Here is a 21,937-nt window from a genome sequence, read left to right on the forward strand (position 1 = left end):
TTTCGGCACCAGATGGTGCTAATAAGGCTGCTCGGAACCGGGAGTCTCAGCATGCGATCCACGATCAATCTCGATGACACCCTCCTTGAGCGCGCAAGATCCTTGACCGGCACCAAGGAAACAGCGGCGCTTGTCCGTCAGGCTTTGGAAACGCTTGTGCGGGTCGAGTCCGGGAAACGCCTCATCGCGCTTGGCGGCACCATGCCGGACGCAGAGGCAGCCCCTCGCCGCCGGAGCGAAACGGCAAAATGATCTTGGTCGACACGTCGATCTGGATTGATCATTTCCGCCACGGCGACGCGGCGTTGTGCAAAATCATCGCGGACGACCGACTGCTCAGCCACCCTGTCGTTATCGGGGAACTGGCCCTTGGCAGTCTTCGCGACCGCGAGATGCTCATGGCGTTCTTTTCGGCCCAGCGAGAGGCTCTCGTCGCGACCCATGACGAGGTCATGGCGATGATCGAACGACACGCGATTTTCAGTATGGGCATCGGCTACACGGATGCGCAACTGCTGGCGTCGACCCTGCTCGATCGGCGTTCACTGTTGTGGACCAGGGACAAGCGTTTAGCGGCAGCAGCACGGAAGGCTGGCGCTTCGCTCTATGCGCCCACCGCGGTGCCAAACTAGAAGCTCGGAACGGCATCCTCCCACAGACGGCTCGCTCTGCGGGCGCCGGCCATGGTGCAACACGTTTTCGCCGAAGGCACGGCCGTCGATCTCGCGCTCTCCGCCTTTCCCGTCGGGCATGCGACGACGACCGTTGGTGGTGCACAGACCTTCGTTCGTATCCAGTTTCGTAAGTGTTAGATAAATTTCAACCAAAACGCTTTAAACCGGTCACATCAGAGCAATTTGGTTCGTCTTGACTTTCCGATGATCCGGCTCTTGCCCGTTGATGCCATGACATTGTTTGGAGACGTCGGATGTTGCCGAAAACCGCTACTGGTCGCAATATGTTCGCCATCGTCGCAACGGGCGTCGCCACGACGGTGGCCACGGCCGGCATTCTGCTCTACCTCGCCTATCACGAGGTCAGGAACCGCTCGATCTCCGAAATGACCAATGCGGCCGCGACCAGTGCAGCCAATGTCGAGACCCGCTTTGGCGCACTGAAGACGCTCAGCTTCAACATGCGCTCGTACCTGGTCTCCGCCACGCAGGCCGGCACGTCTTCCCGCTCGGCCGCGGACGCGTTTCTTCGGCAGATCCTGACCGACAATCCGGCAGCTATCGGCGTCAGCACCGGCTGGGAGCCGAACGCCTTCGACGGCAAGGATGCCGATTTCAAGGGTAAGCCGGGACATGATGCAACGGGGCGCTATGTGCCCTATTTCGCGCGCTCCGGCGATACGATCGTCCATGATCCGCTCATCGATTACGACAAGCCGGGCGCCGGAGACTACTATCAGGTGCCGAAACAGACAGGCAAGGACCTGTTCACCGAGCCTTACCTCTATGCCATCAACGGCAAGGAGGTGCTGATGACGTCCTTCATGGTGCCCGTACTCAAGGACGGGAAATTCATCGGCGTTACCGGCGTCGATACCGCACTCGACAGCCTGTCGAAAGATCTCGCCAGCCTGAAGCCGCTTGGGGCAGGCTTCGTTGCCCTGATCAGCCAGGGCGGCAGCATCGTCGCCTATCCCGATGCGTCTCTTCTCGGCAAATCGCTCAAGGACTCCGGGCTGGATGTTGAGGCCTGGAACAAGGTGATCGGCAATCAGGGTGAGCCCGTGACCCTGGTGAACGCCGATGGTTCGCAGAACCTGGCCGTCGCCGTGCCGGTCAACATCATTCCCGGCACGACCTGGTACACGGTCGTCTCGGTTCCGATCCCTGCCCTCTTTGCCGGTTTGAAGAGCCTGGCGATCACCTCGTTGATCGTTGTCGGCATTGCGACCATCCTTCTCATCGCGGTCGCGACGTTTCTCGCCAACCGGTTCCGCACGCGTCTCGGCAAGGTCATCGCGGCGACGACTGCGATTGCGGCCGGTCGCATGGATGCGGACCTGCCGGACACGGCCCGCCAGGACGAGATCGGCGACATGGCACGCGCGCTGGAGGTGCTGCGCGACAGCAACCTTGCGCGGATTCGGCTCGAGCAGGAAGCGGCCGCCAACCGCAGCCTTTCGGAAGAAGAACGCCAGCGCAAGGCGGAGGCCGACCGCAGGCGTGCCGCGGACATGGCGCAGGCGACGGTGGGCCTCGGCAAGGGCCTGAAGCATCTGGCCGATGGCGACCTGACATTCCGGCTTGCCGAGCCCTTCGCCACGGATTTCGAAACGCTCCGCGCCGATTTCAACGCTGCAGTGACCCAGCTTTCCGAAACGCTGCGCGCCGTGTCATTGGCGACGGACGCTATAGACAGCGGCAGCCGGGAGGTCAGCAGCGGCGCCGACGACCTGTCGAAGCGCACCGAGCAGCAGGCCGCATCGCTTGAGGAAACCGCAGCCGCCCTCGACCAGATCACCGTCAATGTCGGCAACTCTTCCAAGCGCGCGGACGAGGCCCGCAAGGTCGCGGCGATCGCCAATGAAAGTGCCGCCCAGTCCGGCCGCGTCGTCGCCCATGCGGTGGATGCCATGCAGAAGATCGAGGAATCCTCCAACCAGATCTCGTCCATCATCGGGGTGATCGACGAGATCGCCTTCCAGACCAACCTTCTGGCGCTGAATGCGGGCGTCGAGGCCGCGCGCGCCGGGGAAGCCGGCAAGGGCTTTGCCGTCGTCGCCCAGGAAGTGCGCGAACTCGCCCAGCGCTCGGCCAAGGCCGCCAAGGATATCAAGGAACTGATCCGCAATTCCTCCGTCGAGGTGCAGAACGGCGTCCGGCTGGTCAGTGAAACCGGCGACGCGCTGAAGACGATCGAAGGCTATATCGTCACCGTCAACCAGCACATGGATTCGATCGCGACCTCCGCCCGCGAGCAGTCCGTCGGCCTTGCCGAAGTCAACACGGCCGTCAACCAGATGGACCAGGTGACCCAGCAGAACGCGGCGATGGTCGAGGAGACCAGCGCGGCCGGCGCGACGCTGGCGACCGAAAGTTCGCGCCTGCGTCAGCTCATCTCGCAGTTCCGGCTTGCCGGCGCGCTCCGCCAGACCGCATCCGTCATGGCCGCCACCCCGTCCCACCAACCCATCGCCTCGCCGGCCAGAAAATTGTCGGGGAAAGTCGCCAAAGCCTTCGTCGGTAATGCCGCGGTGAAGGAAAGCTGGGAGGAATTCTAACAAAGCGCGATATTGCGATCCGTCCGTGGCGCACCATTTACGTCACCGCGCCGACGGAAGCGGCCTTTAACGGTCGTCCGGAAGACACTCTGCGAGGTGGCGCCGAAATCGCGCTGGGTCGCTTGAGAGCGCAGACCCGAATTGACAAGGAGATTCTGATGAAACCGTTCCCCCTTCTGCTCTCTGCGATCGGCATGTTCAGCCTGCCGGCTGTTGCCGCAGCCCAGGATGCGGGCTTCGCTCTGACCTATCATGTGGAACGGATTCCCGCGGCGCAATTCAGCATCGATACCTGCGGCAGCGTCGTCTCCGATGCCGCGCAACAGGCCGGCCTGAGTGTCGATCTCAAAAGCTTCCCGGATCAACTGGTGACTGTCCATGGTGGTGCGAGCGGCACAGGGGCCTATGTCGTCCAGTGCATCGCCGTTGGTGACACCACCGTGGCGGTCGTCCAGGGTTTCGACTACCGCGAAACGAAGGGAACCATGGGTGAATTTGCAGACCAGGCGATCGCAGCCGTGAAAGAGGCAGCGAAGTAAGCCGTCGGCATGTGAGCCGACAGCGCGTTTTGCCGTCTCGGCAGCATCGAACCATCGGCTTCCTTCCTGCGGAAGGAAACTCCGCTTCGGGCACACGGGCGGCGAAAGACCGAGGCGGCACCCGATTGAGTGCCGCCTTTCTTTCGGTACATGTTCTCCGGACTTCGCGCCGCTGACTTGCATAGCGGTCAGCCGGTCCCTTTCCTTCGCGCCCGCCCCGCTTGCACCGGATTGACGGATGGGCTCGTGCCCTCGGGGCCGTGGAGGACTGTTCCTGCGACGGCGCTGGGTCTCTCCCCTACTTCTTTGCCGAAACGGCCTTGGCGGCCTGGTCGATGGTATCTGCAACCACCTTCGGCTGCGTCATGAAGAGCGCGTGGCTCGCCGACACCTTGGTGATCCTGGCCTTGATGCGCTCTGCCATGTGGATCAGCATGGCTTGATCGAATGCCTTGTCCTCGGTGGCGATGACGGCCCAGCTCGGCTTGGTTCGCCAGGCAGCATTTTCCAGCTTCGTCCCGAATGACGACATGTTGATCGGCACCTGCGCATCCCTCATGAATGCAACATCGGCATCGCTGACGTCATGCGCGAAGCCAGCCTTGAATTTTTCCGGGCTGACATAGCCGAAACCATCCTTCGTCGTTTCAATGACGAATTCCGATGCGGGAGCAAATCCCTCATATTGCTGGGCTGTCGTCTCGCCAGCATCCGGGGAGAGAGCGGAGACATAGACGAGACCCGCAACGTTCGGATCGACGCCGGCTTCCGTGATCACCGTGCCGCCCCAGGAATGTCCGACGAGGATGGCCGGACCATCCTGCCGCTCCAGCGCACGCTTGGTCGCAGCAACGTCGTCTGCAAGCGAGGTCAGGGGGTTCTGGACGACGGTGACGCGATAGCCGCGCTTCGTCAGATTGTCGTAAACGCCCTTCCAGCCGGAACCATCGGCAAAAGCCCCGTGGACCAGCACCACGTTTTTCACGGACTGATCCTTGGCAATCGTGTCGGCGGCAGCTGCCGGAATGGCGGCAGACAATGCGGCAGCGATTGCAGCAACGGCGGTCTTGGTCTTGGTCTTGGTCGTCATGGCTCTCTCCATCTTTTCTGCGATATTTGTTATCGCGATAACTGTAAGCTGGCAGGCTTTTGCGGTTCCGTCAACATAATATTTATTGCGATATCTGTTTTCGTGGTAGTGTCGGTTCGATCGATGCGTGCAGGAGCACAGAATGACCAAACCCCACAACGATCCACCACCTCTGCAGGACCAGCTGTGCTACGCGATCTACACTGCGGGCATTGCCATCCAGCGCGCGTACAAACCCGTTCTCGACGAGTTGGGACTGACCTATCCCCAATATCTCGTGCTCAATGTGCTCTGGAGCAAAGACGGGCAAACGGTGGGCGCCATTGCCAAGGCTCTTGCCCTGGAATCCAGCACGCTGACGCCGTTGCTGAAGCGTCTCGAGACATCCGGCTTGTTGCGCCGGACCAGAAACCTCAGCAACGAGCGGCAGGTGATGATCGCGTTGACCGAAGACGGCCGAGCTCTGCGACACAGAGCGGGTTGCCTGAGCGATACCTTGCTTGCGGCATCGACCGAAACACCGCAGGAATTGGCCGCATTGAATGAAGACGTGCGCCATCTCCGCGATGCGATCTATTCCCAGATCGGCGGGTGGGACACACCAGCCTGATCGGAAGATGGCGGCGGCGATCGCTGCAGTGCGTTCGCGTGCTGCGACCGGTTTCCCTAACCGGCCAGTTGCCCCTACCCCGCCAGTTGCCCATGCGCCGCAAGCTGGCTGTGCAGCTTGCGCGGCGACATGCCGTACCAGCGGCGGCAGGCGCGGGCGTAGCTGCTTTGTTCGGAGTAGCCGAGCACGGTCGCGATTTCCGATACATGCATGCCCGTTCCCGCAAGCTGCCGACAGAGATCCCGGCGCAGGTCGTCGAGGATCTCCTCGAATGTCGTGCCGCGCTCGAAGAGCCGCCTTTGCAGCACGCGAGGGTGCAGGTTCAGCGTATCCGCCGCGATGATGAGGCTGGCGCGGTTCAGCTTCAAGAGCCTGTGGGTGATCTCGCGCACGGTATCGACCAGATCGAGGCCCGGCTTGGTATCGGTGAGATAGGATTGCGCCAGCGCGAGCGCCGCGGCATCGCGCCCGGGAATGGCCCCGTCGAGCGCCCGTGTCGGAAACTCCAGCGCATTGTCCTCCCGCCCGAACTCGACGGGACAGCCGAAGACCTCGCGGTAGCACTCGGGCCGCGCGATCGGCTGGTGCTGCATCGTCACCCGGAGCGGCGTGAAATCGTTGCCGAGAAGCTGGCGAAACGCCGAAATGGTCACGGCCAGGCTCTTCTCGATCATCTGATCGCGATGGGCGACGTGGCGCAGCGCGATCGAATAGGTGAAGGCGCTGACCTGTGGGCCGCGCTTCAGGGCCGCGACATCCGGTGGCGCGAAGAGGTAAAGGTAGCGGCAGACGCTTTCGAGCGCATCGGCGACCGTTTCGGAATGCCGCAGGAAAACCGCGAGCGGCCCCAGGAAGTGGATCTCCTGACGAACGCCGAGCCTCATGCCGAAATCGGGACACTGCAGCTCGCGCACGGCTGCACCCACAAGCTCCAGAGCCTTGGAATACAGGAGAAAGCTGTCGAAGTCGCCGATGGCGGCCGGGTTGATGCCCTGCGCGCGGGCAATGGCCCCGGGATCTCCGCCGAGCTCTGTCACAAGCTCTGAGAAGTTAAAGAGAACCGCACCGCGAATGATATCCCCCATGGCAGCAAATGCTAAATAAATGTCGCGTAATGTCAAGTTTTTTTCAACGCAATTGGCTAATCTTCGGCGGTGATGGAGCGGTGGAGCGCTTCATCCGGGAGAGAAACAGATCCGATCCTCAGCGCCGAATGCCTGCAACTCGTGTCTTTCACGAGGCGTCTTGACGCGTCCTTGCATTGCCTCCTGCCGCCGGGTCGATCGCAAGGGAGGAACACGTCAATGAACATGCGCGCCGTCGTGCTGCAACACGGAGCCCTCAGCCTTGCGGATGTTTCCGTACCGAAACCCGGAGCCGGCGAGGTTCTGGTCCGGACGCTGGCAACGGGCATTTGCGGAAGCGACCTGCACACCGTCAGTCATGGCGAAAAGCTGCTCGCCAGCGCGCGCGCCGTGGCCGGCATCGAGATCTTCGATCCCGCCGAACGGATCGTGCTCGGCCATGAAATCTGCGCCGAAATCGTCGAATACGGCCCCGACTGTCGCAAGATCCATGCGATCGGGACACGGGTCGTGTCCGCGCCGTTCATCATCCGGCCGACGCCCGTGACGCTCGGCTTCGGGACACTGGAAACGCCGGGCGGGCTCGGCCAGTACATGGTTCTCTCCGAAGCCCTGCTCATTCCGGTGCCCGATCACGTTTCCAACGATCTGGCGACCCTTGCCGAGCCGCTCGCCGTCGCCGTCCATGCGGTCAATCGCGGCGCGGTCGCAGGCGACGCCGTGCCGATCGTCATCGGATGCGGACCGATCGGACTCGCCATCATCGCGGTTCTGAAGTCGCGCGGCATCGGGCCGATCGTCGCTGCGGATTTCTCAAACGCCCGGCGCGAGATGGCAAGGACGCTCGGCGCCGATGTCGTCGTCGATCCGCGCGAGACCTCGCCCTACGATGCCTGGCGGGAGGTCGCCGCCGTCAGCGAGCCCGAGCGTATCGCCCGGCAGACGCCGATGTTTCCCGGCCATGCCTTCCGCCCCTGCGTCGTGTTCGAATGCGTCGGCGCCCCCGGCATGATCCAGCGGATCCTCGCCGGAGCGCCCCCCTGCTCGAAGGTCGTGGTCGTCGGGCTCTGTATGGAAGAAGACAGGTTCCAGCCGACCTACGCCATCATGAAGGAAATCGATCTGGCGTTCTGCATCGCCTTCTCGATCGAGGAATTCATCGAAGCCTTCACGCAGATCGCGTCCGGAAAATTGGACGTCCGTCCGCTGATCACCAGCCAGATCGGCCTGAAGGACGTGCCGGATGCGTTCACGCGTCTCGCCAATCCCGAGAACGACATCAAGATCATCGTTCACCCGCAGGACGCGTAACGCCTGCTCGTCGCGCAAGCGCGCGCCAGCAAAGCCAGTTCCACAATCCAGCCGATCCTTGAGGAGGATATCATGAACATTCAGGCACCCATCGAGCAGGTCAAACCGCCGGTCTTCTCTCTGCCGCAGGACGAACTCCTGACGACGAACATCGCCGATGTCCCGGTGATGAAAGACGCGCTCGGGCCGGGCATCCATTTTCAGCCGCTGCTGCTCGATCCGGAAATCGGCATCGCCGTCAACATCGCCACGTTCGAGCCCGGCGCCATCGTCGGCGCGCATCTGCACACCGGCGCGGTGCATGGCTACACGCTGCAGGGCAAGTGGCACTACAAGGAGTATCCCGACCAGCCGCAGGTCGCCGGCTCCTATCTCTACGAGCCCGCCTCGTCGGTGCATACCTTCGTCGTTCCCGAGGACAATACCGAGGACACGATCGTCTTGTTCATCGTCTACGGGGCCAACATCAACTTCGATGACAAGGGCAATTTCCACTCCGTCCTCGATGCCATCACCATCATCAATCTGGTCGAGATGTGTTCGAAGCGGCAAGGCATCGGCCCTGTCCGCTATCTGAAGGGCGGAACCGTCGCCTACTCCACGGGCGCCTGACACGACACGTCGATGCAGGGTGATTTCCGGAGGACGGCCCGTCGCCTCGTGCGCCGATGCCGCCCGCCGGATCTCGCTCGCCCCTTCCGGGCTGCGCTCATCGCGGCCCGTCCATACCAAGAACAGGAGAGGAAACCGGCATGACGACGGAAAACTGGACAGAGCGGACGGTCATTTCGAACGGGCAACGGATCCATATGAGGATCGCAGGAGAGACTGGTCCGCTCGTGCTCCTGTGTCATGGCTTCCCGGAATCCTGGTATTCCTGGCGTCACCAGTTGAAGGCCCTTTCAGAAGCCGGTTATCGCGCCGTCGCGATCGACATGCCGGGATACGGCCGCTCCTCCAAGCCCACGAACCCCGCCGCCTATGGAACGGTCGAACTCGTGGCCGTCTGCGTCGGCGTGGTGGAAGCCCTCGGAGAAACGACGGCCGTGATTATCGGCCATGACCTCGGCGCGCCCGTCGCCTGGACCGCTGCATGGACCCGGCCGGACGTTTTCCGGGCCGTCGTCGGCATGAGCGTGCCTTTCGGGGCCGCGGGCCTCGGATGCCTGCCGGGTAGCCCGTTCGGGGAAACGCGCCCGAGCGAGGCGGCCGCCAAACTGGCCGGCCCGGACCGCATGTTCTATCACGAATATTTCGCGCTGCATCGCGAGGCGGCCGCCGCAGAAGCCGAACCCGACATGCGCAGCTGGCTGACGAGCGCATTCTACAGCCTTTCGGGCGATAAGCCTCTGCCGCCCGAACTGGCCGCGTTCGACATGACGAAGCTGCCGGATCTGGTGCTGCGCGAGGTGGTGCGCGCTGCCATCTCCGTGCCGCGCACCTCGGGCGCCGGGATGTCCGGGCTGCTTGAGCTGCCCGCCACGCTGCCGGACTGGCTTCGCCCTGAAGACCTCGACTATTGCGTGGCAGAGCTCGAATCCACCGGCATTTACCACGCGCTGGGCTACTACATGAACGGCGATCGTGACTGGGATGCGCTCGGCCCCCACCAGGGCAAGCCGCTTTCGGTACCCGCGCTCTATATCGGCGGCGACCGTGACATCGTGACCATCTGGAGCCAGGAGGCCATCGCGCGCGCGGAAGAGGTGGTGACCGACCTGCGCGGCAAGATCATCCTTCCCGGCTGCGGCCACTGGATCCCGCAGGAGGCGCCGGAGGCCGTCAACGATGCCCTCCTCACCTTCCTGCGTTCGCTCTAGGCCCGCTTTATCGCTCAGCAGCCGTGCCAAACCGGCGGCTCTCGCCGCCACAGCCGACATCGCCCGCCGCATTCCGCCAAGAGAGGGAGAGACCGACATGTCGAAACACAGGATCCTGGAGACCAGGTCTGACAGCGCCTATCATTATCCGCTTCTCATCCGGAAACTGCTCGCCAATGTCGCGCAGCAATCGTCGCAGGAGATCGTCAGCGCCGGGCAGCGTTTCACCTATGCCGATCTCGTGGAGCGCATCCACAGACTGGCCTCGCTGCTGGCCAGCCATGGCGTCGAGGCCGGCGATACCGTCGCGGTCATGGACTGGGACAGCCACCGCTATCTCGAGGCCTATTTCGCGATCCCGATGATGGGCGCCGTGTTGCAGACGGTGAACGTGCGGCTCGTGCCGGATGTCATCGGCTTCACCCTGCGCCAGTCGCAGGCAAAGGTCATTCTCTACCATGACGACTTCGCGCCGGTGGTCGAGCGGCTCAGGGGTAGCCTCGCCGATCTGCGCCACGTCATCCGCCTCTCCGACACGCCCGAGCCGGGCACCTACGAGGACCTGATCGCTGCGGCGTCGCCGGACTTCGCCTTCGAGGATTTCGACGAGAACGCCATCGCGACGACCTTTCACACGACGGGCACGACCGGCGATCCGAAGCAGGTGTTCTTCAGCCACCGGCAGATGGTTCTCCACGCGCTGGCGGCGGCCGTGACATTCGCCGGCAATCCGGACGGGCAATCCCTGCGGCGGTCGGATGTCTACATGCCGATGACCCCGATGTTCCACGTCCATGCCTGGGGCCTGCCCTATGTCGCGACGATGCTCGGCCTGAAGCAGGTCTATCCCGGCCGCTATCAGGCCGAAACCATCCTCTCGCTGAAGAAGACGGAAGGCGTCACCTTCTCGCACGGCGTGCCGACCCTGCTGCGGATGATCGTCGATGCCGCGAAGGTGTCGGGAGAGAACCTCGCGCCCTGGACCATGCTCGTCGGTGGATCGGCGCTTTCCGAGAGCCTTGCAGAAGAAGCGCTCGCGCTCGGGATCGATGCTTTCGTCGGCTACGGCATGTCCGAGACGGGCCCGATCCTCACGGTGTCGCGGTCGAAACCGGGCGACCCGACGGCCATGCGCATGCGCGCCGGCCTTCCCATTCCGCTCGTCGAGACGCGGCTCGAACCGGAAGGACGCGGCGAACTTCTGGCCCGCGCACCATGGCTGACACAGGGCTACGGCACCCAGGCGGCATCCGACGATCTCTGGGCCGGCGGCTGGCTGCACACGCAGGACATCGCCGAGATCGATGCGGACGGGGGCGTCCGCATCGTCGATCGCCTGAAAGACGTGATCAAGACAGGCGGAGAGTGGGTGTCCTCGATCGAGATCGAGAATATTCTCACGACCCATCCGGCCGTGACCGAAGCCGCCGTCATCGGAACGCCGTCGGCGACATGGGGAGAACGGCCGCTCGCCTTCGTGATCGCGGCGCAGGTTCTGCCGCCGCCGACCGAGAACCAGCTGAAAGCTTTCCTGGCCGAGCAGGTCGCGGCCGGGCGCATCAGCCGCTACGCGATGCCCGACAGCATCCATTTTCTGGCCGCCCTGCCGCGCACGAGCGTCGGCAAGATCGACAAGAAGGCGCTGCGCCGAGAGATCCAGAACGTTCCTGGGCTGAACGCACTTGGTGGCTGAGCGAATAGCGGCGGGCGGGCGGGGGCTTGCGGGTTGCCAGGTTTGAGGGGGGCTTCGCCGAAGGAGCGCAGCGCCGAACAGGAGAGATGATCCGCACGGCCCGGAGACGGGTTCGACGCGGACGAGGCTCGCGACCGGGCCATTCGGGGAGGAGGAACCCCGTCGAGGAACCGGCCGAGGCGAACGTGCAGAATTTCAACAAGCGATAGGAGGACATCGTGGGGGGATTGATGAGGAAGACACTGTTGGGGGCACTTGCTGCCCTGGCCGCCGGCTGTTGGGGCGAGAGCGCGATGGCGCTCGATCTGTCGCCGAACGATTATGTTCACCTGCCGGACGGGACCTTCGTTCTGGTGAACTACTTCAACTACGTGGAAGGCGATACATTCCGGGACAAGGACGGCAACAAGATACCGGGTTCCAAGGACAGACTGGCCTTCGGAATCGAGCGTCTGGTCTATTATGGCGAGACCGACAGTGGCTTCGAGTGGGCCATGCAGGCCGTCATGCCCTATGGCAGCATCAATGCGCGCATCGGCGGCGTCGATGCGGATACGGAGAACGGCACGAGCGACCTGACGCTCGGCACCGCCTTCTGGGCGATGAGTTCGAACGAGCCGACCGGCACGACGCTCGGTTCCTCGACCTACCTGATCCTGCCCGTCGGCCAGTACGATCCGTTGAAACCGTCGATGGGTGCCGGCGCGGTCGGGATCGTTGAGCAGATCGGCCTCCAGCAGGGGCTCGGCAACGGGTTCGTGCTCGATCTGGCGGGCGACATCCACTACCGCTTCGATCACACCGACAACGGCATCGAGGTCAGCCAGAAGCCGATCTACCAGATCCAGGCCTTTCTTCGCTACAACATCAACGAAGCAGCCTCGATCTCCTTCGGCTATTCCGGATTGTTCGGCGGCAAACAGACCTATAACGGTTTCGATACCGGCCTGCGCACCCGCGAAGACCAGTTCCGCCTCTATGCCACGACCTTCGTCTCCCCGACGATCCAGCTTCAGGGGATGGTCGGCACGGACGTCTACGCCAAAGGCGGCTTCCAGCAGGACCTCGTGACGCAACTTCGCATCGTCAAACTGTTCTAACGGGAGAAAGCGCGCCCGCGGGTGGAAGCGAGACGGGCCCCCGGCGGCGGCCCGTCAAAGCGACATCTCGCTGAATGGGCAGACATCGTCTTCGAAGGGAACGTGCCTTCGGCGAAACTGTGTGCCTTCCACGATTTCGGGCAGGCTGATCCTGTCCATACGGAAATGCCGGAAATCGTCCCGGGCGGCATCCCAGGCCACCAGATACCAAAGAGGCGGAAGGATAAGCATGGCCTGTGGCTCGACCTCGCGAATGGTCTCCACGCCCTGGGCGTCACGATAGCGAAACCGCAGGAACAACCTCTGGAGAAACGTCGTCTCGAAGGCCGGCAGCAGTTCGGATTCGATCGCGCCCAGGTTTGACACGTCCTGCATGGGCGACAACTGCCCGACATAGAGACAGGCGAGAAGCCGGCGCAAATCGCGCACCTTGTCGGCGGGCAATGCCATTTCGATCTTCGCCAGTCCCCTGTCGGCAAGATCGGAAAAGGGAAGAGACCGGGCCGCACGCATCGACGCGACACTGACGATGAGCGCGAACACTTCCGTCACGGAGAGGCGAGCCGTGCTCCGCAGCGCTTCGGGATCGAGCTGAACGCCGCCGCCCGGCCCGGATTCGGAATGGATGACGAAACCCTGATCGCGCAAAGCGCTGATGTCGCGCAGCACAGTGCGTCTCGAAGCGCCGATCTCTCCGGCCAACTGGCCGATCGTGGCGGTTCCGTTGCGTCGAAGAATGCGCACGATCGCATCATGTCTGAGGCGGATGTTCATGGGGTAACCGTAGCATAATCGGTGACAAATTTTGGCACCGATTTGCTTTAGGTGATCATGGCAACCCAACAAGGAGCCTGTTCATGACATCCCAAGCCCCCACAATTATTGCGACGCCCCTCGCCGCAGTGCCGATCATCGTCAATCCTTCCCACCTCAACGACCCGACACCGAACGGCTACAGCACGGCGGTCATTACGCCTGTCGCGGGCCGGCTGGCTTTCATTTCCGGCCAAGGCGGACAGGATCGGACGGGCGCGCTGTCGTCCGATTTCGGGGAACAGGTGAAGCAGGCTTATGCAAACCTCGCTGCCGTGATGGACGCGCTCGGCGCTCGCCTGGAACAGGTCGTCAAGCTGACCGTCTTCGTCGTCGACCACGATATGTCGAAACTCGGCGTGCTGACAGAGACTGTGACGCGGATGTTCGGTGCAAAGCTGCCGGCACAAACCCTGGTTCCGGTGCCGAAGCTCGCCATTGACCCCATGATGTTCGAGGTTGAGGCTATCGTTCTCCTGGATTGAGGGCTTGCTAAAGACACTCTCCTGTCGATCTCGACGGGGTGAGCCGCCGATCATGGTCGCTGTTCCGGGGAAGTCCGAACGATCGAGGATCCCCGTGCAGCGGCCAGCCCTCAATCCTTCCGGGCTGGCCTTGAGGAGAACCAGGCCACCAATTCGGTCGAATTCTTCATCCCGGTCGCCTTCAGCATTCGTGCCCGGTGAGATTCGACCGTCCGCCGAGAAAGGTTCGTCTCCAGCGCGATGTTGGCATTGGTCTTGCCCTGAGCGATCATCGTCAAGATCTGCTTCTGACGCCCCGTGAGAATTTCGAGTTCCGCCGCGACCGGGCGTTCCATGGTTTGGAAGCAATAGATCGCGTCCGCGAAGGGATCGCCGGCATTGGCGCTTCGACCGTTGACGCGACACCAGAATTGCAGGCCATGCGACCCTGCCATGATCCGCTCGTCATAATAGGTTTTCCCGCCGCCCAGCTGAGACTGCCATAATTTTCCCGTGCGGATGAAGTCGGTGATTTGCGGATAAAGCCGTGAAAAGCTTTGGCCAACGAGCTCGTCGGTGGCATAGCCGAAAAGCTCTGCGAAAGCGGAATTGCAATCCCGAATGATCCGGTAGGTCGCATGCACCAGGGGAACCGGCATGTCGTCGAGCAGGAACATCCGGGATGCCTTCCAATTCTCACATATGCAGTAAAAATACGGCTCACATCTGCTTAACGCCGCCGATACGATGGCGTCAACGATTGACCGGCGCGTGGGAGGGGCAGGAATGAAGAAAAAGATCTACGAGGGTGCGGTCGCCAGTCTTGCGGGCCTTCTACGCGACGACATGACCATCATGAGCGGAGGCTTCGGCCTCTGTGGCATCCCGGAAGCTTTGATCGAAGCGGTTCAGCTTTCCGGCGTCACCGGATTGACCGTGATCTCGAACAATGCAGGCGTCGATGGGGTCGGTCTCGGCAAGTTGCTCGCCACGCGCCAGATCCGGAAAATGATCTCCTCCTATGTCGGGGAAAACAAGCTGTTCGCCGAGCAGTATCTTTCCGGGCAGTTGGAGCTTGAATTCACGCCGCAAGGGACGCTGGCCGAACGGATCCGCGCCGGCGGCGCCGGCATCCCCGCCTTCTTCACGAAGACCGGCGTCGGCACCATCATTGCGCAAGGCAAGGAGGAGGCGGAGTTCAATGGTGAGACCTTCATCATGGAGCGCGGCCTGTTCGCGGACCTTGCGCTGGTTCACGCCTACAAGGGCGACCCGGAAGGAAATCTGGTTTTCCGCAAGACGGCGCGGAACTTCAATCCCGTGATGGCGACGGCCGCCAAGGTAACGGTCGCGGAAGTCGAGCATCTCGTCTCCGCCGGCGACATCGATCCCGATACGATCCACACCCCGGGCATCTACGTCTCGCGCATCGTCGAGGTGCCCAATCCGATCAAGCATATCGAGCAACGAACCGTCCGCAAAGCCGGCGCCATGGAAGGAAACCGATAATGGCATGGACACGCGAGCAGATGGCAGCCCGCGCGGCGCAGGAGTTGCGGGACGGATATTACGTGAACCTGGGGATCGGCATACCGACGCTTGTGGCGAACTTCATTGCCAAGGATATCTCGGTCCAGCTGCAAAGTGAGAACGGCATGCTCGGCATGGGCCCGTTTCCGCTGGAAGGCGAGGAAGATGCCGACCTGATCAATGCCGGAAAGCAGACGATCACGGAGCTTTCAAGCAGCAGCTATTTCTCGAGCGCCGAAAGCTTCGCGATGATCCGTGGGGGCCATATCGACCTGTCGATCCTCGGCGCGATGGAAGTCGCCCAGAATGGCGATCTGGCCAACTGGATGATCCCAGGCAAGATGGCCAAAGGCATGGGCGGCGCCATGGACCTGGTCAGCGGCGTGAACAAGGTCGTGGTTCTGATGGAGCACACCGCCAAAGGCGAACCGAAGCTTCGACGCGAGTGCACCTTGCCGCTCACCGGGCGGCGGGTCGTCGACATGGTCATTACCGACCTCGGCGTCTTTACCTTGCAGCGGCGCGGCGATGCGAGGATGACATTGATCGAGCTGGCAGACGGGGTGACCGTCTCCGATATCGAAAATGCGACGGAAGCCGCCTTCGACGTCGGACTGAGCTGAACCAGCCCTTCTCCCACCGATCGGCCAACGTGCCATCGGTGGGCCGCTGGCCAAAACCGTCTGTCACTTGAACCACGCACCCGAGCGTACCGCGATCAGAATGGTCAGCCCATAAACGACCAGCGCCAAGCCAATGGCATAGAACAAGCCGTTGAGCGAACCGGTCCACCGCAAGGCGATCCATCCGCCACCGAGCGCTATGGCGATGCGGAGGAAGCCGCTTGCCAGCGGCCAGAACAGTCGCCCGGCGCCCTGCGACGCGAAATACAGCGACAGGCCAAGACCAAAGAAGCCGTAGGTCGGCCCGACAATCCGCAAATAGGCGCTGCCCGTCTCGATCATGTCGGGATCGGCGCTGAACAGGCTGAGCCAGTGTTCCGGCCAGATCGCTGCCGCCAGCCCGATAGCCTCCGTCAGAACGAAGGCCAGCGCACCTCCCGTCAATGCGATCTGCAACGCCCGTTGACGCTGCCCGGCACCGATATTCGTGCCGACCAAGGCGACCAACGGTGCACCTATTCCGAAGATCAGCGGGATCAGCAGATATTCGAGACGCGCTCCGGTCCCGAAACCGGCGACGGCGCTCACGGCGGTGAAGGAGGCGACCAGCGCGGTGGCCCCGCCGATGGTGACATTGGTCTGGATCGACGTGATGGCCGACATCGCCCCGACGCGCAGGATGCTCGTCATGCTGTCCCGTCGGAGTCGATCCCAGCGGAAACGCACCGCGCAGCGTCCGGCGAAAATGTACCAGGCCATCGCGATCGTGCCGCCAAGGTAGAAGATCAGCAGAGCCGCGCCACCGCCGGCAATTCCCATGGCCGGGATGGGGCCGAAGCCAAAGATCAGCAGGGGCGAGATCGGCACGAGGAAAACGATCCCAACGCAGATGACGATCGCCGGGTAGAGCATGTTTCCCGTGCCGCGAATAACGCTTGCGAGCCCGTTCATGAGCCAGATGAAGACGTTTCCGGCGAAGACGACGTTCGAATAGATCAGCGCCGCTTCGAGTTCGGCGCCTTCTCCGCCCAGCATGCGGTAGATCGGCTCGCCGAACGCCAGGAAGATCGCGGAGAAAGCAAGCCCAAGAACGATGTTGATCACGATCGCATGGAGGACAAGCGTATCCGCCTCTGCCCTCTGCCCGCCACCAAGCGCCCGCGCGACCGCCGAGGAAATCCCTCCCCCCATGGCGCCGGCAGAGATCATGGTCATCAGCATCACAGGCGGAAAGACCAGCGCCATGCCGGCCAGCGCATCCGTGCCGAGTTTCGCCACCCACCAGGTCTCGATAAGGCCGGTCGAGGCTTGAGCCACCATGATCACGATATTCGGCCACGCCATGCTGAGGAGCAGCGGGAGGACCGGAGCATTGAGGATACGGGAGGTCCGCGCTTCGGCCAGAGAGATTTTGGGTGTTGTCATGGGTTGAGTCATAGCCCGTCCTCGTACCGGCTGCGGATTCGCTCATTTGCCGCAGGGCCCGGCCTGTTGCGGAAGGCAGGATCGAGCACCGAGCGTCCGCTGATCGCGTCGATCACGATAGGCCGTGCCTCCAGTCCCGTCTCCGCATTGACGAGCGCGACGCTCTTGCCCTCCGGCGCGAAGTGCGTGTTGCCCCACGCCTGAAGCATCACGAGGACCTGATGAAAATCCTGGCCGCACTCTGTCAGCAGGTAGGCGTTGCGGGCAGGCCGCTCGCTGTAGCGGCGCTTTTCCAGCAACCCGCTTTCGACGAGCGCCTTTAACCGTGCCGCCAGGATGTTGGGTGCGATGCCGAGGCTCTCCTCGAACTCGTCGAAGCGGCTGAGGCCGTTGAAGGCATCGCGGAGAATGAGGATCGTCCATTGATCGCCGACGCGCGCAAGGCTGCGCGCAATCGGGCACTGCATTTCGCCAAAACGTGTTCGGTCCATGTTCCGCGCTCCCGTGATGGACAATCATCCCGGAGTAACTTGCAAAATGCAAGTTATAAGTCGCGAATGCTTCGGATCCGGGCAGATCCGAAGATGAGGAAGGTTATGCGCCTTGCTCGGTTAGCGACTGAAATGAATGCGCGCATACGCGACCGATGTTCGATAGCGCCCCGCTCTGTCTGCCGGAAAGGTCAGGCGGCAGGCACTGGAGCGTCTACTGCCGCACGACGATGCGAGCGCCTTCCGGCACGCGATCGTAAAGATCGATGATATCCTGATTGATGAAGCGCACGCAGCCGGAGGATTGCGCCTTGCCGATCGAGCGCCAGTCCGGATTGCCATGCAGCCGGTAGAGCGTGTCCTGACCGTTCTGGAAGATGTAGAGCGCGCGGGCGCCGAGCGGATTGTTGATCCCCGGCTCCTGGCCTCCATTGGCGATCGAGTAACGGGCAAGCTTTGGCTGGCGCGCGACCATCTCGTCGGGCGGCGTCCAGCGCGGCCATTTCTTGCGCCACTGGATGACCCCCTCGCCCTGCCAGGCGAATCCATCCTTGCCGATGCTGACGCCATAGCGCATTGCGGTTCCACCCTTCTCGACCAGATAGAGATAGCGGGCTTTCGTATCGACGACGACGGTGCCGGGCGCTTCGCCGGTGGGATCGATGACGCGCTGGCGATAGAACCGCTGCGGAATATTCTTGTAAGGGATAGCCGGCAGGCTAAAGCCTTCGTCGGTGCGGGCCGCGTAGATGACGGCGGGATCGGGTTGCTCGCCATCATAAGTCTTCGGTGCGATGACGTTGACGACGGGCTCCAGAAACGCGCCAATGCTCTGTGTGGAGCAGCCCGTCAGGAGCGTCGCGGAGGCGACGCCCGCGCATCCGAGAAAGCGTCGGCGCGATAGCGAAACGGTGGTCGTCATCTCAAGGCCTTGGGGGTTGGACAGGCGCTTGGCGCCTCTGTCGGAGGGTTTGTTGTTTGAAGGGGACGCGCCAATGGCCGGGCTCGGAAAGCTAGACCATCGACGTCATGTCAAGGCAGAAATGTCGGGACCGTCAGCCGGCAAACAGCGTCAGCTCGGGCGGCACGATGGCAAGATCGCCACGACGGCGGGCGATGGCATAGGTCAGGGCGCCGCGGACGGCTTCCGCGCTGACAGGCTTTTTCAGGACGCCCATCGTGCCGGAAACGCCCTTGCCCAGCATGTCCGGATCCGACGTGGTGAAGATAACCGTGACGTCGTGATCCTGCGCCAGGATACGGCCGATTTCCGGGCCGCTCGGCCCGTCGGCAAGGTTGACATCGACGAATGCGATGGCGGCAAGACCACCGATCCGCAACGCATGCTTCTTGCGGCTGGCAAAGCCAACGACGCCGGCATTGAGGCCTGCCGCAGAAACGGCATCTTCCAGGTCGAGCGCCAGCAAGAGATGATCTTCGATGATCACGACGGGATAGTCGATGATCGGACGGCTCTGCCACCGGCGGACTGTGTTCTCGGTCATGACGCTATACCCATTCGACGTTGAGACTGCAGCTGAAATGGATGAGCAAAGCTTTTGTTCCAATTTTATTTGAATTGTCTCGAACTCTAGATTATTAACAAAGTATTAATGGAGAAGAGCGAGAGGTTTTACTTTATCGACTTGATGGCCGCCGCGCCCTTCGGCGGTTGATTGGCCGTGGAAGAGGGGCGATTGAAGGTTGCCGCCCGAGAAAAAGCCCGGCATATGTAACCGTCTAATGACGGTCGAGGAGGATCGTCGCGCTGATATCGCGGAGCGGCACACCTTGCTTCGCCACAACCGGGAGGACGTTCATGTTCAAGACATTCCTGAAGGCATCGACCCTGAAGGCGACCGTCGCCGCACTTGCTTTGTCGGCTACCGGGCCGTTGGCCGCATCAGCGGCGACCGACCTGCAGTGGTGGCACGCGATGACCGGCGCCAACAATGAGGTCGTCAACCAGCTTGCCAAGGAATTCAACGAGAGCCAGAGCGAATACACCATCACGCCGGTGTTCAAGGGCACGTATCCGGAAACGCTGAACGCCGGCATCGCCGCCTTCCGCTCCAAGCAGCCGCCGGCGATCATTCAGGTCTTCGACGCAGGCAGCGGCGTGATGATGGGTGCCGAAGGCGCGATCATGCCGGCCGCCGAAGTGCTGCAGAAGGGCGGCTTCACTTTCGACAAGTCGCAATATCTTGCTGGCATCGCGGCCTATTATTCGAAGCCCGACGGCACCATGCTGTCCTTCCCCTACAACTCGTCCTCGCCGATCCTCTATTACAACAAGGATATCTTCGCGAAGGCCGGCCTCGACGCCGAGGCGCCGCCGAAGACCTGGCCCGACGTCTTTGCGGCTGCCAAGAAGATCAAGTCGAGCGGTGCCGCATCCTGCGGTTTCACCTCGACCTGGCTCACCTGGATCCAGACCGAGAACCTGGCCGCCTGGAACAATGTCGCCTATGGCACCAATGAGAACGGTCTGGGCGGCACCGACGTCAAGCTCGAGTTCAATGCGCCACTCTTCGTCGAGCACTTCCAGGCGATTGCGGATCTGGCAAAGGACGGCACCTTCCGATATGGCGGCCGGACCTCGGAGGCCAAGCAGCTCTTCATGTCGGGCGAATGCGCGATCCTGACGGAATCCTCCGGCGGTCTCGGCGATATCGTCAAGTCGGGCGTGAAATACGGCATCGGCCAGTTGCCCTATTACGAAGGCCACGGACCGCAGAACACGATCCCGGGCGGCGCGAGCCTCTGGGTCTTCGGTGGCAAGAGCGACGCGGAATATGCCGGCATCGCCCAGTTCTTCAACTTCCTGTCGCAGACCAAGATCCAGGCCCGGCTGCACCAGGTTTCCGGCTACATGCCGGTTACCAATGCGGCCTATGAGGAGACCAAGAAGTCTGGCTTCTACGACAAGAACCCAGGCCGCGAGACGCCGATCCTGCAGATGATGGGCAAGGCGCCGACCGAGAACTCCAAGGGTGTGCGTCTCGTCAACCTTCCACAGGTTCGCGACATCATGAACGAAGAGTTCGAAGCGATGCTTGCCGGCAAGCAGGATGCGAAGGCTGCTCTCGACAAGGCCGTCGAGCGCGGCAACGCGGCCATCGCGGAAGCCAACGGCAACTGATCCGCACCTGACCGTCTCGCCGGCCCCCGCTTACAAGGGTCGGCGAGACGTCTGCCTGTCGTCCCGAGGAGCTCCCGGTGCACAACGTCGCCTTTCCCAACAAGATACTGCCCTACCTGCTGGTCGCCCCGCAGATCATCCTCACGGTCATCTTCTTCTTCTGGCCCGCAAGCCAGGCGCTCTATCAGTCCGTGATGCGCGAGGACCCGTTCGGCCTGAAAAGCGGCTTCGTCGGCCTTGCCAATTTCCGTTCCGTGCTGTCGGATCCGAACTATATCCACGCGCTGCAGGTCACCGTGGTCTTCAGCATTCTCACCGCTCTCGTCTCCATGGGCGTGGCGCTGTTGCTGGCGACCGCCGCGGACAAGGTGGTGCGCGGGCAGACCTTCTATCGCACGCTGCTGATCTGGCCTTATGCCGTGGCGCCTGCCGTCGCCGGCATGCTCTGGCTCTTCATGTTCAACCCGGCCATGGGCACGTTTGCCTATCTCTTGCGCCGAAACGGTTTTGGATGGGATCCGCTCCTCAACGGCGATCAGGCCATGGGGCTCGTCGTGGTCGCGGCCGCCTGGAAGCAGATCAGCTACAATTTCCTGTTCTTCGTCGCCGGGCTGCAAGCCATTCCGAAATCGCTGATCGAGGCAGCATCCATCGACGGTGCCCGCGGCGCACGGCGGTTCTGGACCATCGTCTTTCCGCTGCTGGCGCCGACCACCTTCTTCCTGCTGGTCGTCAACACGGTCTACGCCTTCTTCGACACGTTCGGCATCATTCATTCCGTCACCGGCGGCGGGCCGGCGAAAGCCACGGAAACGCTGGTCTACAAGGTCTACAACGACGGCTTCGTCAACCTGAACCTCGGCTCCTCGGCGGCGCAGTCCGTCATCCTCATGGTCATCGTCATCGCGCTGACGGCATTCCAGTTCCGCTTCGTCGAAAAGCGGGTGCATTATGGTTGAGGCCCCG

At 62.3% G+C, this 21,937-nt stretch carries 24 protein-coding genes; 16 read left to right on the forward strand and 8 right to left on the reverse strand.

Annotation, left to right across the window (positions count from 1 at the left end; translation table 11 throughout):
• Positions 1-51: 51 nt before the first annotated feature.
• The 5 genes from C8J36_RS21620 to C8J36_RS21640 all read left to right on the forward strand — a co-directional run bounded on the left by C8J36_RS21620 (position 52) and on the right by C8J36_RS21640 (position 3,774).
• On the forward strand, positions 52-252 hold the full coding sequence (locus tag C8J36_RS21620; RefSeq protein WP_062597045.1) for a type II toxin-antitoxin system VapB family antitoxin: 201 nt from the start codon (positions 52-54) through the stop codon (positions 250-252).
• The gene (locus C8J36_RS21625) at positions 249-632 is read left to right on the forward strand and encodes a type II toxin-antitoxin system VapC family toxin (protein ID WP_132537411.1); all 384 of its coding nucleotides are present in this window, start codon (positions 249-251) and stop codon (positions 630-632) included. The genes C8J36_RS21620 and C8J36_RS21625 overlap by 4 nt, the downstream gene beginning before the upstream one ends.
• Before the next feature lie 51 nt (positions 633-683).
• Positions 684-812 carry a hypothetical protein gene (locus C8J36_RS25660; protein WP_132537412.1) on the forward strand — a complete coding sequence of 43 codons (129 nt, stop codon included), beginning with the start codon at positions 684-686 and terminating at the stop codon, positions 810-812.
• Between the two features lie 116 nt (positions 813-928).
• Positions 929-3,235, forward strand: coding sequence for a methyl-accepting chemotaxis protein (locus tag C8J36_RS21635; protein ID WP_132537413.1), 2,307 nt, complete (start codon positions 929-931; stop codon positions 3,233-3,235).
• Between the two features lie 158 nt (positions 3,236-3,393).
• Positions 3,394-3,774, forward strand: a complete 381-nt coding sequence (locus C8J36_RS21640; protein ID WP_132537414.1) for a DUF6180 family protein — start codon at positions 3,394-3,396, stop codon at positions 3,772-3,774.
• Between the two features lie 298 nt (positions 3,775-4,072).
• On the opposite strand, the gene C8J36_RS21645 is transcribed toward C8J36_RS21640, so the two are convergent.
• Positions 4,073-4,864: an alpha/beta hydrolase gene (locus tag C8J36_RS21645; protein ID WP_132537415.1), complete on the reverse strand. Its 792-nt coding sequence runs from the start codon at positions 4,862-4,864 to the stop codon at positions 4,073-4,075.
• 142 nt (positions 4,865-5,006) lie between these two features.
• Between C8J36_RS21645 and C8J36_RS21650 the strand changes: the two genes are divergently transcribed.
• The gene (locus C8J36_RS21650) at positions 5,007-5,474 is read left to right on the forward strand and encodes a MarR family transcriptional regulator (protein ID WP_132537416.1); all 468 of its coding nucleotides are present in this window, start codon (positions 5,007-5,009) and stop codon (positions 5,472-5,474) included.
• A gap of 74 nt (positions 5,475-5,548) precedes the next feature.
• Here C8J36_RS21650 and C8J36_RS21655 read toward each other — a convergent pair whose 3' ends face one another.
• On the reverse strand, positions 5,549-6,559 hold the full coding sequence (locus C8J36_RS21655; protein WP_132537417.1) for an AraC family transcriptional regulator: 1,011 nt from the start codon (positions 6,557-6,559) through the stop codon (positions 5,549-5,551).
• 219 nt (positions 6,560-6,778) lie between these two features.
• Here C8J36_RS21655 and C8J36_RS21660 point away from each other — a divergent pair, with 219 nt between their 5' ends.
• From C8J36_RS21660 to C8J36_RS21680, 5 genes are all read left to right on the forward strand, one after another.
• Positions 6,779-7,870 (forward strand): zinc-binding dehydrogenase, encoded by a 1,092-nt coding sequence (locus tag C8J36_RS21660; protein ID WP_132537418.1) that lies wholly within the window; start codon positions 6,779-6,781, stop codon positions 7,868-7,870.
• Between the two features lie 72 nt (positions 7,871-7,942).
• Entirely contained in the window at positions 7,943-8,482 is a 540-nt protein-coding gene (locus C8J36_RS21665; protein WP_062596804.1) for a 2,4'-dihydroxyacetophenone dioxygenase family protein, read from the forward strand.
• Between the two features lie 140 nt (positions 8,483-8,622).
• On the forward strand, positions 8,623-9,690 hold the full coding sequence (locus C8J36_RS21670; RefSeq protein WP_207897592.1) for an alpha/beta hydrolase: 1,068 nt from the start codon (positions 8,623-8,625) through the stop codon (positions 9,688-9,690).
• Positions 9,691-9,787: 97 nt separating this feature from the next.
• A complete protein-coding gene (locus C8J36_RS21675) occupies positions 9,788-11,383 on the forward strand; it encodes a long-chain-fatty-acid--CoA ligase (RefSeq protein WP_132537420.1) in 1,596 nt (531 codons plus the stop codon).
• 245 nt (positions 11,384-11,628) lie between these two features.
• On the forward strand, positions 11,629-12,483 hold the full coding sequence (locus C8J36_RS21680; protein WP_162242463.1) for a transporter: 855 nt from the start codon (positions 11,629-11,631) through the stop codon (positions 12,481-12,483).
• A 54-nt stretch (positions 12,484-12,537) separates the two neighbouring features.
• Here C8J36_RS21680 and C8J36_RS21685 read toward each other — a convergent pair whose 3' ends face one another.
• Entirely contained in the window at positions 12,538-13,326 is a 789-nt protein-coding gene (locus tag C8J36_RS21685; RefSeq protein WP_245506693.1) for a WYL domain-containing protein, read from the reverse strand.
• Between the two features lie 14 nt (positions 13,327-13,340).
• Here C8J36_RS21685 and C8J36_RS21690 point away from each other — a divergent pair, with 14 nt between their 5' ends.
• The gene (locus tag C8J36_RS21690; protein ID WP_132537421.1) at positions 13,341-13,781 is read left to right on the forward strand and encodes a RidA family protein; all 441 of its coding nucleotides are present in this window, start codon (positions 13,341-13,343) and stop codon (positions 13,779-13,781) included.
• A 110-nt stretch (positions 13,782-13,891) separates the two neighbouring features.
• Here C8J36_RS21690 and C8J36_RS21695 read toward each other — a convergent pair whose 3' ends face one another.
• Positions 13,892-14,437 carry a helix-turn-helix transcriptional regulator gene (locus tag C8J36_RS21695; RefSeq protein ID WP_132537422.1) on the reverse strand — a complete coding sequence of 182 codons (546 nt, stop codon included), beginning with the start codon at positions 14,435-14,437 and terminating at the stop codon, positions 13,892-13,894.
• Between the two features lie 109 nt (positions 14,438-14,546).
• On the opposite strand from C8J36_RS21695, the gene C8J36_RS21700 reads away from it, so the two are divergent.
• Both C8J36_RS21700 and C8J36_RS21705 read left to right on the forward strand, forming a co-directional pair.
• Positions 14,547-15,269, forward strand: coding sequence for a CoA transferase subunit A (locus C8J36_RS21700; RefSeq protein WP_132537423.1), 723 nt, complete (start codon positions 14,547-14,549; stop codon positions 15,267-15,269).
• Positions 15,269-15,913: a 3-oxoacid CoA-transferase subunit B gene (locus tag C8J36_RS21705; RefSeq protein WP_062596796.1), complete on the forward strand. Its 645-nt coding sequence runs from the start codon at positions 15,269-15,271 to the stop codon at positions 15,911-15,913. Before C8J36_RS21700 ends, C8J36_RS21705 begins: the two co-directional genes overlap by 1 nt.
• A gap of 63 nt (positions 15,914-15,976) precedes the next feature.
• On the opposite strand, the gene C8J36_RS21710 is transcribed toward C8J36_RS21705, so the two are convergent.
• From C8J36_RS21710 to C8J36_RS21725, 4 genes are all read right to left on the reverse strand, one after another.
• Positions 15,977-17,338, reverse strand: coding sequence for an MATE family efflux transporter (locus tag C8J36_RS21710; protein WP_132537424.1), 1,362 nt, complete (start codon positions 17,336-17,338; stop codon positions 15,977-15,979).
• An 8-nt stretch (positions 17,339-17,346) separates the two neighbouring features.
• A complete protein-coding gene (locus C8J36_RS21715) occupies positions 17,347-17,829 on the reverse strand; it encodes a helix-turn-helix domain-containing protein (RefSeq protein WP_132537425.1) in 483 nt (160 codons plus the stop codon).
• Positions 17,830-18,043: 214 nt separating this feature from the next.
• Positions 18,044-18,751, reverse strand: a complete 708-nt coding sequence (locus tag C8J36_RS21720; protein WP_132537426.1) for a L,D-transpeptidase — start codon at positions 18,749-18,751, stop codon at positions 18,044-18,046.
• A 133-nt stretch (positions 18,752-18,884) separates the two neighbouring features.
• A complete protein-coding gene (locus C8J36_RS21725; RefSeq protein ID WP_132537427.1) occupies positions 18,885-19,334 on the reverse strand; it encodes a response regulator in 450 nt (149 codons plus the stop codon).
• A 314-nt stretch (positions 19,335-19,648) separates the two neighbouring features.
• On the opposite strand from C8J36_RS21725, the gene ugpB reads away from it, so the two are divergent.
• Positions 19,649-20,971 (forward strand): sn-glycerol-3-phosphate ABC transporter substrate-binding protein UgpB, encoded by a 1,323-nt coding sequence (ugpB, locus tag C8J36_RS21730; RefSeq protein ID WP_132537428.1) that lies wholly within the window; start codon positions 19,649-19,651, stop codon positions 20,969-20,971.
• Positions 20,972-21,048: 77 nt separating this feature from the next.
• The gene (ugpA, locus tag C8J36_RS21735; protein WP_062596791.1) at positions 21,049-21,930 is read left to right on the forward strand and encodes a sn-glycerol-3-phosphate ABC transporter permease UgpA; all 882 of its coding nucleotides are present in this window, start codon (positions 21,049-21,051) and stop codon (positions 21,928-21,930) included.
• The last annotated feature ends 7 nt before the right edge of the window (positions 21,931-21,937 follow it).

It is taken from the genome of Rhizobium sp. PP-F2F-G48 (genome assembly GCF_004342335.1).
Taxonomy (GTDB): domain Bacteria; phylum Pseudomonadota; class Alphaproteobacteria; order Rhizobiales; family Rhizobiaceae; genus Ferranicluibacter.

Coding starts and splice junctions, on each gene's coding strand:
- C8J36_RS21620 (WP_062597045.1), top strand. CDS start 52: ATGCGATCCACGATCAATCTCGATGACACCCTCCTTGAGCGCGCAAGA.
- C8J36_RS21625 (WP_132537411.1), top strand. CDS start 249: ATGATCTTGGTCGACACGTCGATCTGGATTGATCATTTCCGCCACGGC.
- C8J36_RS25660 (WP_132537412.1), top strand. CDS start 684: ATGGTGCAACACGTTTTCGCCGAAGGCACGGCCGTCGATCTCGCGCTC.
- C8J36_RS21635 (WP_132537413.1), top strand. CDS start 929: ATGTTGCCGAAAACCGCTACTGGTCGCAATATGTTCGCCATCGTCGCA.
- C8J36_RS21640 (WP_132537414.1), top strand. CDS start 3,394: ATGAAACCGTTCCCCCTTCTGCTCTCTGCGATCGGCATGTTCAGCCTG.
- C8J36_RS21645 (WP_132537415.1), bottom strand. CDS start 4,864: ATGACGACCAAGACCAAGACCAAGACCGCCGTTGCTGCAATCGCTGCC.
- C8J36_RS21650 (WP_132537416.1), top strand. CDS start 5,007: ATGACCAAACCCCACAACGATCCACCACCTCTGCAGGACCAGCTGTGC.
- C8J36_RS21655 (WP_132537417.1), bottom strand. CDS start 6,559: ATGGGGGATATCATTCGCGGTGCGGTTCTCTTTAACTTCTCAGAGCTT.
- C8J36_RS21660 (WP_132537418.1), top strand. CDS start 6,779: ATGAACATGCGCGCCGTCGTGCTGCAACACGGAGCCCTCAGCCTTGCG.
- C8J36_RS21665 (WP_062596804.1), top strand. CDS start 7,943: ATGAACATTCAGGCACCCATCGAGCAGGTCAAACCGCCGGTCTTCTCT.
- C8J36_RS21670 (WP_207897592.1), top strand. CDS start 8,623: ATGACGACGGAAAACTGGACAGAGCGGACGGTCATTTCGAACGGGCAA.
- C8J36_RS21675 (WP_132537420.1), top strand. CDS start 9,788: ATGTCGAAACACAGGATCCTGGAGACCAGGTCTGACAGCGCCTATCAT.
- C8J36_RS21690 (WP_132537421.1), top strand. CDS start 13,341: ATGACATCCCAAGCCCCCACAATTATTGCGACGCCCCTCGCCGCAGTG.
- C8J36_RS21695 (WP_132537422.1), bottom strand. CDS start 14,437: ATGTTCCTGCTCGACGACATGCCGGTTCCCCTGGTGCATGCGACCTAC.
- C8J36_RS21700 (WP_132537423.1), top strand. CDS start 14,547: ATGAAGAAAAAGATCTACGAGGGTGCGGTCGCCAGTCTTGCGGGCCTT.
- C8J36_RS21705 (WP_062596796.1), top strand. CDS start 15,269: ATGGCATGGACACGCGAGCAGATGGCAGCCCGCGCGGCGCAGGAGTTG.
- C8J36_RS21710 (WP_132537424.1), bottom strand. CDS start 17,338: ATGACAACACCCAAAATCTCTCTGGCCGAAGCGCGGACCTCCCGTATC.
- C8J36_RS21715 (WP_132537425.1), bottom strand. CDS start 17,829: ATGGACCGAACACGTTTTGGCGAAATGCAGTGCCCGATTGCGCGCAGC.
- C8J36_RS21720 (WP_132537426.1), bottom strand. CDS start 18,751: ATGACGACCACCGTTTCGCTATCGCGCCGACGCTTTCTCGGATGCGCG.
- C8J36_RS21725 (WP_132537427.1), bottom strand. CDS start 19,334: ATGACCGAGAACACAGTCCGCCGGTGGCAGAGCCGTCCGATCATCGAC.
- ugpB (WP_132537428.1), top strand. CDS start 19,649: ATGTTCAAGACATTCCTGAAGGCATCGACCCTGAAGGCGACCGTCGCC.